Source organism: Armatimonadota bacterium (genome assembly GCA_016789105.1).
Lineage (GTDB): Bacteria > Armatimonadota > Fimbriimonadia > Fimbriimonadales > Fimbriimonadaceae > UphvI-Ar2.
The window spans coordinates 56,548-67,959 of the sequence record JAEURN010000006.1; the positions used below are offsets into that span (position 1 = coordinate 56,548).

The 11,412-nt window shown below is 58.6% G+C and carries 13 protein-coding genes; 10 read left to right on the top strand and 3 right to left on the bottom strand.

Annotated elements, in window-relative coordinates; translation table 11 throughout:
• Positions 1-42: 42 nt before the first annotated feature.
• Together JNM28_05935 and JNM28_05940 are read left to right on the top strand one after the other, a co-directional pair.
• Positions 43-459: a hypothetical protein gene (locus JNM28_05935; protein MBL8067967.1), complete on the top strand. Its 417-nt coding sequence runs from the start codon at positions 43-45 to the stop codon at positions 457-459.
• A 32-nt stretch (positions 460-491) separates the two neighbouring features.
• A complete protein-coding gene (locus tag JNM28_05940) occupies positions 492-1,592 on the top strand; it encodes an Mrp/NBP35 family ATP-binding protein (GenBank protein MBL8067968.1) in 1,101 nt (366 codons plus the stop codon).
• Here the strand turns inward: JNM28_05940 and JNM28_05945 are convergent.
• Positions 1,477-2,415 (bottom strand): M48 family metalloprotease, encoded by a 939-nt coding sequence (locus JNM28_05945; protein ID MBL8067969.1) that lies wholly within the window; start codon positions 2,413-2,415, stop codon positions 1,477-1,479. The genes JNM28_05940 and JNM28_05945 overlap by 116 nt on opposite strands.
• A gap of 161 nt (positions 2,416-2,576) precedes the next feature.
• Here JNM28_05945 and JNM28_05950 point away from each other — a divergent pair, with 161 nt between their 5' ends.
• From JNM28_05950 to trpB, 7 genes are all read left to right on the top strand, one after another.
• On the top strand, positions 2,577-2,960 hold the full coding sequence (locus JNM28_05950) for a prepilin-type N-terminal cleavage/methylation domain-containing protein (GenBank protein ID MBL8067970.1): 384 nt from the start codon (positions 2,577-2,579) through the stop codon (positions 2,958-2,960).
• A 204-nt stretch (positions 2,961-3,164) separates the two neighbouring features.
• A complete protein-coding gene (locus tag JNM28_05955) occupies positions 3,165-3,548 on the top strand; it encodes a prepilin-type N-terminal cleavage/methylation domain-containing protein (GenBank protein MBL8067971.1) in 384 nt (127 codons plus the stop codon).
• A gap of 118 nt (positions 3,549-3,666) precedes the next feature.
• Positions 3,667-4,197, top strand: coding sequence for a hypothetical protein (locus JNM28_05960; GenBank protein ID MBL8067972.1), 531 nt, complete (start codon positions 3,667-3,669; stop codon positions 4,195-4,197).
• A gap of 7 nt (positions 4,198-4,204) precedes the next feature.
• Positions 4,205-4,831 (top strand): prepilin-type N-terminal cleavage/methylation domain-containing protein, encoded by a 627-nt coding sequence (locus JNM28_05965; GenBank protein MBL8067973.1) that lies wholly within the window; start codon positions 4,205-4,207, stop codon positions 4,829-4,831.
• 14 nt (positions 4,832-4,845) lie between these two features.
• Positions 4,846-6,813 carry a hypothetical protein gene (locus JNM28_05970; GenBank protein MBL8067974.1) on the top strand — a complete coding sequence of 656 codons (1,968 nt, stop codon included), beginning with the start codon at positions 4,846-4,848 and terminating at the stop codon, positions 6,811-6,813.
• A gap of 2 nt (positions 6,814-6,815) precedes the next feature.
• On the top strand, positions 6,816-7,250 hold the full coding sequence (locus JNM28_05975) for a hypothetical protein (GenBank protein MBL8067975.1): 435 nt from the start codon (positions 6,816-6,818) through the stop codon (positions 7,248-7,250).
• 38 nt (positions 7,251-7,288) lie between these two features.
• Positions 7,289-8,464 carry a tryptophan synthase subunit beta gene (trpB, locus tag JNM28_05980; protein ID MBL8067976.1) on the top strand — a complete coding sequence of 392 codons (1,176 nt, stop codon included), beginning with the start codon at positions 7,289-7,291 and terminating at the stop codon, positions 8,462-8,464.
• 2 nt (positions 8,465-8,466) lie between these two features.
• On the opposite strand, the gene JNM28_05985 is transcribed toward trpB, so the two are convergent.
• Positions 8,467-9,327, bottom strand: a complete 861-nt coding sequence (locus JNM28_05985) for a helix-turn-helix transcriptional regulator (protein ID MBL8067977.1) — start codon at positions 9,325-9,327, stop codon at positions 8,467-8,469.
• Positions 9,328-9,447: 120 nt separating this feature from the next.
• Between JNM28_05985 and JNM28_05990 the strand changes: the two genes are divergently transcribed.
• Positions 9,448-10,455, top strand: coding sequence for an aspartate-semialdehyde dehydrogenase (locus JNM28_05990; GenBank protein ID MBL8067978.1), 1,008 nt, complete (start codon positions 9,448-9,450; stop codon positions 10,453-10,455).
• Positions 10,456-10,461: 6 nt separating this feature from the next.
• Here JNM28_05990 and JNM28_05995 read toward each other — a convergent pair whose 3' ends face one another.
• Positions 10,462-11,397 carry a helix-turn-helix transcriptional regulator gene (locus JNM28_05995; GenBank protein ID MBL8067979.1) on the bottom strand — a complete coding sequence of 312 codons (936 nt, stop codon included), beginning with the start codon at positions 11,395-11,397 and terminating at the stop codon, positions 10,462-10,464.
• Positions 11,398-11,412: the final 15 nt, after the last annotated feature.

Sequence of the window (11,412 nt, forward strand, 5' to 3'; positions counted from 1 at the left end):
GCAACAGCCCAGAATGGCACATCCGGGGTAACTTCTTGCCCGATGAAACCCGAGACGGTCGTGCTGGTCAACCGGGTTTACTGCTATTGCCGGGTCGTTTTTTGGATGCTCACCGGCCTCGGGTGTTTTTGGGCGCGGGGGAACACGCACACCGTGTATGTCAACAGCCAGGCGATGTTCGAATCCCTAGGGTATTCGGAGCAGATGCTGGTCGGCCTCTATTCAATGGTGGGGATCCTCGCGTTTATCTTGGCGGTCCTCAATGTCGGCCTGGCGAATGCCCCTCAAACCCGGAAGTGGTGGACGGCCCATGTGGTCAACCAAATCATGGGCACGTTGGAATGTTGCTGTCTGCCGCTCGGCTTACCATTGGCGATCATGTTCATGAGCCCTGCGGTCAAAGCCCTCTTCCCGGTTGAACCCGGCCGCGCCAGCGGTCCCGATTCCACGCAGGGATAGGGTTTGCAAACTAGGTAGCCTCTTTTGAACCAATGGCCGTCACCGAGTCCCAGGTTCTCGACGCTTTGCGCGCTGTCCAAGACCCCGACCTGCACCAGGATATCGTGACCCTCGGATTCGTCAAAGATGTCCGGATCGAAGGCGGAACTGTCGGTTTCACCGTCCAGCTCACGACCCCGGCCTGCCCGGTCAAAGAGATCCTGGAAGAACAAGCCCGCGAAGCCGTGGCGGCGATCCCGGGAGTCGAGGCTGTCCACGTTGAAATGACCGCGCAAGTTCGCGAACGGCCCAATCCGGCCGATATGCTGCCCACCGTCCGGCAAATCATTGCGGTGGCATCGGGCAAAGGCGGCGTGGGCAAGAGCACCGTTACCGTCAATTTGGCGGTCGCTTTGGCCATGCAAGGGGCCAAAGTCGGGCTCATGGATGCCGATGTCTATGGTCCCAGCATCCCGATGATGACGGGAACCAATGGTCAATACCCCCTGACCCAGGATGCGAAGATCATTCCCATCGAGCGGTACGGGATCCGGTTGATGAGCCTCGGCTACCTTTTGGAGGAGGGTCAAACCCCGCTTTGGCGCGGTCCCATGGTCGCATCGACCGTCAAGCAACTACTCAGCGATGTCAAGTGGGGCACCTTGGATTACCTCATCGTCGACTTACCGCCTGGAACCGGGGATGCCCCGATGACCCTGGCGCAACAGGTGCCACTAACCGGGGCCGTGATCGTCACCACCCCGCACAATGTCGCAGCCAACATCGCCGGGAGCTGCGCCGCCCTTTTCCGCCGGTTAAACACCCCGGTTCTTGGCGTGGTTGAAAACATGGGTGCCATGACGTTGCCCAACGGGGAGACCGTCCGGGTTTTTGCCGGAAAAGGCGGCGAAGAGCTTGCGCAGGATCTCGGCGTGCCCTACCTGGGATCGATCCCGCTCGACCCGGAAGTCAGCTTTGCCGGGGATTCCGGTGAACCGGTTTTGACGACGCACCCGCATTCGCCGGCATCTGCGGCATTCAAATCGGTTGCGGGAGAAGTGGCCCGGCAAGCCAGCGTGATCGCCCTGTCAAGAGACCCCCACCCTTCTGGAGGGGATCCTGGCCCGCTCCAGTTCCAGCCGAGCCAGGGTTGATCGGCCCTAGGTTTGGCCATCCGCCAACCCATGAGACATCCAAGTTGGGCCCGCTGGCCAATTTGGATTTCCTCGGTTTGAGGGCGGGGAACGACCGGCTGTCTTTCTTCATCCGATCTTTGATCGAGTCGATCCGTTTTTGCGTGTCGGGGTGATCCGAGATAAATTCCGGCTGCTTGGATCCCCCTTGATCCAGCAGGATTTGGAACAAGTCGACCATCCCTTGGGGGTTGTATCCTGATTCGGTCATCAGGTCGTAGCCCACGGTGTCGGCTTCTGATTCGTGTTTGCGCGAGTACTTCAGCCCGATCAAGATGTCGTCGAGCATGTCGGTCGCATTCAAAATGTCTTGGTTTGCCCCGATGACGGTGAGGACGACAATGATCCCGAGTTTGCGCTTGAGGTTGTCGGCGTATTGGCTGGCCCAGTGCTGGTTGCGGACATGGGTCATTTCGTGCCCCATGACCGCCGCCACTTCGTCCTCGGTCTTCATTTTGTCCAAGAGCCCGGTGTAGAAAAAGATCGGGCCACCCGGCAGGGCAAAGGCGTTGACATCTTTGGAATCAATAACGTCGAAGCTGAATTCCCAGGGACGATCCTTGAGTTCCTTGGCCGGGATTTTGGCTCGGAGCTTGTCGCCGATCCGGCGCAATTCAATGACCCTCGGGTCACTTGCGGGCAAGACCTTTTCTTCCTTTCGAATTTGTTCGGCTGCCTTTTTGCCCAGGTCGATTTGTTGGAGGACGCTTGGGCGGAACGGGTCGGCCCACCCGGTGGCGGCCAGGGCGGCGGCCGCGACGAATACCATTGTCCAACGAACCATCATATTAGGTTAGACGATCTGCCGCTTTTGAGAATGCGACCCCCCACGGCTCAAATCCCGTATTTTTGCTTTCTGATTCCGGGCGGTCATTGCGGAACGAGTTAGTTGGCGGTTTACACCCTGGGCAACTGGTGCTGTCAACCGGAGGATTTGAGAGAACTATGAAAACTAAGACAGGCGGTTTCACCCTCGTTGAAATCATGATCGTCGTCCTGATCATCGGCATCTTGCTGGCGATTGCAGTCCCCAACTTTGTCAAGGCCCGGCAAAACAGCCGCGTCCAAACGGTTGTCGGAAACCTGAAGCAAATCGAATCGGCCAAGGAGCAATGGGCGATGGACACCGGGGCAGCCAGCACGGCAACCCCGACGAGCGCTGACCTCACCCCGACCTACCTGAAGAAATGGCCGGTCGGCCCGGTTGGCGCCGGCACCGACTATGTTGCCAACGACATGGCCACCTTGCCGACCTTCAAAGGCAAGAACTCCAACGACTTCCAAGATGCGGCAACCAAGGCTGCTGCCATCGCTGCCGCCGGACTCTAAGCCTCGGCCAACAATCAGAAGCAGTTGCGCCCCAGACGAGGTCTGGGGCGCAACTTTTCGTTTAGGCGGGAGTCCGGTGATGATTGGGAAATCATTGTTTTCCTCAAGAACCATACAAATACGGGGGGAATGCGGTGGGGTTTGAGGCACAAGCACACTTGGCAGGCCCTCAACAGGGCTGAACGCACGAGGAACGAGAGAACTATGAAAAGCAAGACAGGCGGTTTCACCCTAGTTGAAATCATGATCGTCGTCCTGATCATCGGCATCCTGCTGGCGATTGCGGTCCCCAACTTTGTCAAGGCCCGGCAAAACAGCCGCGTCCAAACGGTTGTCGGGAACCTGAAGCAAATCGAATCGGCCAAGGAGCAATGGGCGATGGACACCGGGGCAGCCAGCACGGCAACCCCAACGAGCGCTGACCTCACCCCGACCTACCTGAAGAAATGGCCGGTCGGCCCGGTTGGCGCCGGCACCGACTATGTCGCCAACGACATGGCCACCTTGCCGACCTTCAAAGGCAAGAATTCCGACGACTTCCAAGATGCGGCTACCAAGGCTGCCGCCATCGCCGCCGCCGGACTCTAAGCCCCCAAAAGGGCACAAATCCTCCGACCTTGGCCCGCATCGCAGCAGATGTGGGCCAGTCGGCATTTGGAACCGATGGAATTTTTCCGAAATGTTTACTAGGGGTTTTGCCACACCGATGAGGAACAACACCCCAGGGGAGACCATCCCCAGGCACCGCCTTATGCAACGAGCCCAAAGACGCCTACGAGCCCACACCTTGATCGAAGCCATGTTTGCCTCGTTCTTGGCCTTGGCTTGCGCGTTGATCTTTTCGGCCACGATCCCGGTTGCCAACCTCACCCGGGGCAAGGCGGACAACATGAATGCGGCAACAAGTCTCGCCCAAAAAATGATCGAACGGGTGCGGCACGACGGCTACCCCAACGCGTCCAATGCGCAGTTCGTTGTGAACGGTTTGGCCGATTCCTCTGCCCTTTCTTCAACTGCCACTTACGGATGCGGACCGGCCGGTGAACAAGCCCTGGAGTTCACCAATGTCGATTCCGGGCTCGTTGATAGCCCGGCCAAAGTCCTCCCCGGCGGCAAAGGCTACATCTATGCCACCCAAACCGGGATCGATATGCGCCAGGTCACGGTCGTTGTGGCTTGGAAAGAAAAGAGCGTCACCAAATCTGTTCGTTTGACCACGTTGGTCGCCAACCTTTAACCCTCCCATGACCCACCCCCGCCACCGAAGAAATAAAGGATTTACACTCGCCGAGGTCGTCGTCGGATCGGTGATCTCGACAATCGTAATTACGGCGGCCGTCACCATGTTCATCGGCGTCGCGGCTGCCTGGGCCCGCGGAGAAGGCATGATTGATGGCGATTCCTATACCCGGCAAGCCGTCTCCATCGCCGCCGACGAATTGCGAGAGGCGATCTACGTGAACGTCGATGCGGATGGGATGGGAGTCACTTACCGCAAACCAAAAAAGGATGCCAGCGGAAACTTTGAAGTCCCTATTGTTTGGGACGGGATCGACCGGAGGCTTTTTGTGAGCGGCGGAAAGCTCAAGCTGAACGACGGCACCAACACGCGGACGATCGCCAAAAACGTGCTCACTAAGGATCCGTTTATGCTCCATTCAACGGTTTACGGATCCCAGCGATACAACACGTCTTATGGCGAAGAAGAAGCGCCCGCCTACCGGGTTTTTGTCCCGAACGCCGGCGGGCTTGTGAGTGAGGTCACGGTGACCGTCGTCACGGGCAGCAAGGGGGGCAAACCGGGCGAAACCGTCAGGTCGAGAAAAAGGGAACGGGTCGTTTTGCGAAACGTGCCGGAACTGATCAAGTGAGGGGGAATACGACGATGAAACGCACACGAAGAAAGAACCGAAAAGAACGCGGCGTCGCCCTGATGGTGACATTCGGACTCATGATGGTGATCACCGTCGCGGCAACCAGTTACATCGACCGGGCAACCGTCTCGATCCGGTTAGCCCGCCGCAATACGCTTGAAGCCCAGACCACCCAACTGTGCGATGCCGGCATCCAGTCCGTGCTCCTCTCGCTCTGGAGGCCTTTCAAGCAATCCCAGATGTTCACTGACCTGGACACCCAGCTCGCCGGGGCCACCGAACTGGCCCCCAAATCGGCGCAATCGTCCGAGCTGACAGGAGTCGGGAAGTTTGCCGCCGGAGTTATCAAATACTGGCAACCGGCGGGTGACAACTATGGACGAATGGTCGTGATCCGCGTGATCGGGTGGGTGGATCGCAACGGCAACAATATCGCCGACGCCGACGAGCCCCGGAAGACCGTGGACGTCGTCTCCGAATTCCGATTGGCCCGCAGCCGCGTGTTTGACTACACCTACTTCATCAACAACTTCGGTTGGATGGAAGGGTTCAACCAAAACAACTTGATCGTCAATGGCGACATGCGCTCCAACGGCAACTTCTCGTTCATCAGCGGAACCGGTACCGTCAACGGATCGGTCGTCGCATCCGTCAACGATAAACTCGTCCCGGGTGCGGCGGGGATCATCAACACAACCCCATACAAACAGTCTAACGCCTCTTACACGACGACCTACAACAACGGGTCGACCCCATTCCGGACCCGGATGCGCCAGGTTTACGACCCGGCAAAACATGGGGCGGTAGGCAGCGCCCAATTCAATGAATGGCGCGATTACCTGTTCCAAAGCGATGCTTCGATTGCCGGGAACCGGATCTTCGGTGCCGCGTTGGAAGACTCCAGCGGATCGAAAGCCTGGGTGAACACGGGTGGCACGCCGACCACGACCATGCTCGACCCGAGGCCGACCGATGAGATCGTCATGCCTGACCTTCGCGATTTTGGCAGCGTCGGCGATTCGCCTGACCCCGCCGGTAAACGGTTTGCCCGGACCAAGGCCTACACAGACGACAAGCCGACATTCTTGGATGGGTCGGCCAACCCCAACTACAGTGGCAACGCCGGATCGCAAAATAATCTCAATGCCGATGGCTCTCCCAATGTCGATTACAAAGGGGCCTACCTCGATGTCTGGGATTCCACGCTTAACAGTGGTGCCGGCGGATACAAGCGGGTCACCGTCGATGGGGTTTCCACAGGCAGCCAACTGCTGGTCGGGACCGACTCGCGTCCGATCCGGATTCACGGGCCGGTCGCCATCAATGGCGATGTCGCGATCGCCGGGACGATTCAGGGACAGGGGACAATCTACACATCGAGGAACGTGCACATCATCGCCTCGGTCAAGTACAAAAACCCGCCCGACTTCACCGGAAACGACATCAACGCAACCATGCAGGCCGCTGAAAAGAAGGACTTTCTTGGTCTTGCCGCCAGCGGTTCGGTGATCATGGGGAATACCACGACGTTCGGCTTCTATCCGCTGAACTATATGTCCCCACCGTTCACCAAGCCCCGCCTGGATGAAAACGGCAACACGATCCCGGCCTTCAACGCCTACGATACCGATGCCTGGGGGATCAAGAAATATCAATCCCTTCTGGAATTCGACCCGGCCACCAAAGCCGCCTATAAGTCAGTCGCGGCCAGTGGGGTCAACCAGGTCGATGCGATCCTCTACACCAACTTCGTCGGAGGAGGGAACGTCGGCACCTCTGGCGGCGGAATGACCCTCAACGGCACGATCATCAGCCGCGACGAAGCCATCGTCACGTGGTCGCTCCCCATCCGCATGAACTACGACGTCCGGGTTCGTGAGCGCGAAGTCACCCAACAGCCGCTCATCGACCTCGACCTGCCCCGCAGCCCCACGATCCTCAAGAGTTCGTGGCAAGACAAAGGATTCTACGGCAACTGACCATGAAGAACCACATCCGATTCGCCGCCCTCGCCCTCGCCGTCTCCTTCGCCGGGCTCTGTTTTGCCCCGATTGAAGGCATGCCCCAAGGTGAAAAATTCCACCCGGAATTGAACGACCAGCAACTGGGGCAATACCAAGGTGGCAATGCCGCTGCCTCCCACGATCCGATGGCATCCCCTTCCCACGAAGACAGTGGGCAAGTCCCAGCTGGGAGCGCCGAGGCGGCCAAGAACTTGGCCCAAGCCCAAAGCAATGCCGATATGGCCGCCAAGAGCCTGGCCCAAGCCGAAAGAGACCAGAAGTCCAAATCCAATTCAGGCGGCCCCAACCTCGCCATGGCCGGCGCCTTCGTGCTGATCGGCCTGGCCTGCGCCGTCGGATTCAAAACCTACATGGACAAAACCGTCCCAGAAGCCCCGGGGCGCAAAAAGTAGACGCAGTCGGATTTGCCTGGGTGCCGTAGAATGGTTTGATGGCACAACCTTCGGCCCCAGGCCGCTTTGGAGACTACGGCGGGCGTTACGTCCCCGAAACCCTGGTGCCGGCCCTGGATGAGCTGGATGCCGCCTTTAGGGAAGCGTGGGTTCAACCCGATTTCCGTGCCGAATTTGAGGGGTTCCTCCGCGACTATGTCGGCCGGCCGACTCCGCTGACCGAAGCCCCCCGGATCAGCGCTGAGACCGGATATGCCGTTTCGGTCAAACGGGAAGACCTCAACCACACCGGAGCCCACAAAATCAACAATGCCCTGGGGCAATGCCTTTTGGCCAAGCGGATGGGCAAAACCCGCATCATCGCCGAAACCGGTGCGGGGCAGCATGGGGTTGCAACCGCGACGATCTGCGCCCGGCTCAACCTGGAATGCGTCGTTTACATGGGCGAAGAAGACACCGAGAGGCAACGGCTGAATGTCTTCCGGATGAAACTGCTTGGGGCCGAGGTGATCCCCGTTTCGAGCGGGACAAAGACTTTGAAGGATGCGCTCAACGAAGCCATGCGCGATTGGGTCGCCAACGTCCGCGACACCCACTACGTGATCGGCACCGCTGCCGGCCCGCACCCCTACCCTTATATGGTTAGGGAGTTCCAATCGGTGATTGGCAAAGAGGCCAGGGCGCAATATTTGGAACGCCACGGGTGTTTGCCCGACACGCTTGTGGCCTGTGTTGGCGGGGGATCAAATGCAATTGGGTTCTTCCATGCTTTCGTCGGCGATCCGTCGGTCCGCATCTTTGGCGTTGAAGCGGGAGGAGACGGGGTTGCGACAGGACGCCACGCCGCCCCGCTCAGCGCCGGGCGCCCCGGAGTTCTCCATGGGTCTTACAGCTACCTGATGCAAGATGGCGACGGTCAGATCTTGCCGACCGCGTCCGTTTCGGCCGGGCTCGATTACCCTGGTGTCGGGGCCGAGCACAGCTATTTAAAGGACTCGGGACGGGTTGAATACCTGGCAGTGACCGATGATGAGGCCTTGGATGCCTTTCGGTGGCTTTCCCAAATGGAGGGCCTGATCCCGGCATTCGAATCGGCGCACGCCATCGCCCTGTTGCGCAAGGGTCTTTGGGAGCCAGGCACCCGCGTGCTGGTCAATCTCAGCGGGCGCGGCGACAAAGACATGGAACGCGCCTCTCAAATTTTCAACCTGTAAGGCTATTCCCCGTGTCGGTCGCGGAGTTCGCTAGGCAAGAACCCGGCATATTCGCGGCAGGCATTCCTCAGGGCTTGCGCTGTACCAAATCCGCACTGGTCGGAAATCGAGCAGATCGGTTGGGACGTGTTGATTAGCAAGTCAACGGCAATCTCAGCTCGGCACCGATCCACGAACTCTGGGAAGCCCATTTTTGAGATCTGACGGAAAATCCGGGAAAGGTGGAACGGGGAATACCCGGCCAATTCGGCCGCATTTGTGAGGTTCCATTGGCGTTGCGGCTCGGCCCGGATGGCGGCGATCAGGTCGTCGAGGGGTTCGGCACCTTGCATGAACGTCGGTGTGAGCGAAAAGACGTTTCTTGTCACGTGCCATTCGTGGAAAAGTAAGTTGAACCAGGCCAAGACAAAGTTGGGCCATTCAGCCAAATCGTCTTTTCGGGCGACGACTCGGTCGGTCAACATCCTGACAACCGGGCTGCACGACGTGACCAGGCAGGCCCCCTTGGCAATACGGTCCGAATTCGGGATGGCCGGGTTATCGGGAGACCACGTTGCCAGTAACCAAGATTGTTCTCCGCGCCCCAGCAACAATGTCCAAGGTTCGCGCGGCCCGATGATCATGGCCGTGCCAGGGCCGATGAACTGCGCATTGGCATCGCCGATGAACAGTTGGCCGGTGCCATGGGCGCAGTAGAGGAGCGACCGGTCCTCCAATTCCGGCGCACACTTTAAATAGGCTGGGGAAATGTTTTGCCCTTCGACGCAGAAAATGCGCGGCAGTTTGATGGCCGCCTGAGTGCCCTGGTTGGCCGCGGCGGCTTTCAATTGCACTGACTCGATCAATTCCGTTTGACTTGCCATTTGTTTCCCTACTCAAGACCCTGTGAAGTAACAGCAAATGAATCGACGGCGATCATGGGAATCCAGAAAAGGAAGTTCCATGTCCTGGCTCCATGCCCCGGGTGCCATCACAATAACTCCATGTCGTCGAAGACCTCGGTTGCGGTCATTGGAAGCTCCGGCGCCGTCGGGCAAGAAATCGTCCGGCTTTTGGAACGGGAACCGTGGCGGGACGCTACGATCTCCTTGTTCGGGAGTGAACGTTCAGCTGGGAGTTCCGTGCCTTTCCGTGGAGAAAACCTCACCGTCAACCTCCTATCAACTGACAATATTGTAGGCTACAATATCGTTTTTGTTGCTGCAACAAGCAATGTTTCCCGCCATATTGTGCCGATATTGGCAAGTTTCAGTACTTTTGTTGTGGACAACACCAGTGCCTTCCGCATGGATCCCTCCGTGCCGCTGGTTATCCCGGAAATCAACTTCGATTCGATCGCGCCAGGGTGCCGCCTTGTCGCCAACCCCAATTGCTGCACCATCATCATGCTGATGGCCGTCGCCCCATTGCGGGTTTTCGGCCGAATTAGGCGCATCATCGTCTCCACGTATCAAAGTGCCAGCGGGGCCGGTCGCCCGGCAATGGAGGAGCTTGAAACCGCGACTCGGGCCGCCCTCGATGGCCGACCTTTCGAGCCCCAGGTTCTCCCCCACCCCTACGGGTTCAACCTTTTCAGCCATAACACGCCGATCGGTCCGGAGGGCTACAACGGGGAAGAAGAAAAGATCATTGCCGAGACCAGGAAAATCCTGGATGACCCGGAAATCATGGTCAACCCCACTTGCGTCAGGGTGCCCGTCCTGCGATCCCACAGCGAATCCATAACAGTTGAGTTCGATGGACCGGCACCGGCCGAATCAGACGTCAGAGAAGTCTTGGCTACATTCCCGGGGGTGTGCGTTGTGGATGACCGAGAGAATAACCGCTTCCCCATGCCTATTGATGCCAATGGGCAGGGTGACGTGCTGGTCGGGAGAATCAGAAAGGACATCTCCAACCCCAACGCGCTTTCCCTGTTTGTTTGCGGTGACCAGTTGTTGAAAGGGGCCGCCCTCAACGCTGTGCAGATCGCGGAAAAGCAGTTTGCTTAACGGTAGTTATTCGCCGCCGCGTCCGCGGAGTTCGACCGGCAGAAATCCGGTGTGCTCCCGGATCGCCGTCCGCATGGCTTGGCATGAACCAAATCCGCACTCCTGAGCCACGGTGCCGATGGAGCCGGCTTCTTTCAGCAACCGGTTGACGGCCAGTTCGGCCCGGCACAACTCCACGTACTTCGGGAGTCCGACGCCAATTGCCGAGCGGAAAATCCGCGAGAGGTGGAACGGGGAGTAGCCGACGAATTTTGCCGCCGATGTCAAGCTCCATTCATCCCCAGGCGCATTCTGAATGCCTTGGATCAGATCCGAAAGAGTGTCTTCGTGCTCGCCGGCGATGGGGGCGAGGTGGAACGGCTCTTTGGAATCCGCCGACTCATCCAGGAGCAGGTTGAGCCAACCGTTGACGAGATTCGGGCGGTTGCGCGCGTCGCTTTGAAGCGCGCTCACCGTGCGGGTCAACGAAGCGAGTTCCGGGCTCAGATCGCCGATGGTGAACCGGCGGATATCTGCGAAGTCCGAACCCGGAACATAGAGAGAATCAGGTTCCCAATAAGCCGTGATCCAAACCTGGTGCGACCGGCCCAACAGCAAGTCCAAGTCGGCAGTGGCGGGGAAAACAACAAAGGACCCCGGAGCCATCAGGGTCGATTCACCTTCCGGCGATATCAAGAGTGCGGAGCCAACTAGGCAATAAGCCATGCGGACAAACCCTGTTTGGCGGCTTAGCGGGTGGTAGGCCGGCGTGATGGATTGGCACTGCCGGAACATGAACCGGGGCCGTTTATCGGCAACCGACTCCTCCTCAATTGCCAAGATCTCCGGCAAAGAGTAGGTCATGTCGTAAATTTCCGGGGTTTTCAAGGCGTTGGTCGCCTCGCACCGCACCTTCCAGTTGGTTTGCGGATGGCAATCAAAGCCAAGTGTCGTTTCGCTCATGGTGGTATAGAATCC

Bases quoted from the DNA above. Each gene is read 5' to 3' on its own strand.
- JNM28_05935 (MBL8067967.1), top strand. From the start codon at position 43: ATGAAACCCGAGACGGTCGTGCTGGTCAACCGGGTTTACTGCTATTGC.
- JNM28_05940 (MBL8067968.1), top strand. From the start codon at position 492: ATGGCCGTCACCGAGTCCCAGGTTCTCGACGCTTTGCGCGCTGTCCAA.
- JNM28_05945 (MBL8067969.1), bottom strand. From the start codon at position 2,415: ATGGTTCGTTGGACAATGGTATTCGTCGCGGCCGCCGCCCTGGCCGCC.
- JNM28_05950 (MBL8067970.1), top strand. From the start codon at position 2,577: ATGAAAACTAAGACAGGCGGTTTCACCCTCGTTGAAATCATGATCGTC.
- JNM28_05955 (MBL8067971.1), top strand. From the start codon at position 3,165: ATGAAAAGCAAGACAGGCGGTTTCACCCTAGTTGAAATCATGATCGTC.
- JNM28_05960 (MBL8067972.1), top strand. From the start codon at position 3,667: ATGAGGAACAACACCCCAGGGGAGACCATCCCCAGGCACCGCCTTATG.
- JNM28_05965 (MBL8067973.1), top strand. From the start codon at position 4,205: ATGACCCACCCCCGCCACCGAAGAAATAAAGGATTTACACTCGCCGAG.
- JNM28_05970 (MBL8067974.1), top strand. From the start codon at position 4,846: ATGAAACGCACACGAAGAAAGAACCGAAAAGAACGCGGCGTCGCCCTG.
- JNM28_05975 (MBL8067975.1), top strand. From the start codon at position 6,816: ATGAAGAACCACATCCGATTCGCCGCCCTCGCCCTCGCCGTCTCCTTC.
- trpB (MBL8067976.1), top strand. From the start codon at position 7,289: ATGGCACAACCTTCGGCCCCAGGCCGCTTTGGAGACTACGGCGGGCGT.
- JNM28_05985 (MBL8067977.1), bottom strand. From the start codon at position 9,327: ATGGCAAGTCAAACGGAATTGATCGAGTCAGTGCAATTGAAAGCCGCC.
- JNM28_05990 (MBL8067978.1), top strand. From the start codon at position 9,448: ATGTCGTCGAAGACCTCGGTTGCGGTCATTGGAAGCTCCGGCGCCGTC.
- JNM28_05995 (MBL8067979.1), bottom strand. From the start codon at position 11,397: ATGAGCGAAACGACACTTGGCTTTGATTGCCATCCGCAAACCAACTGG.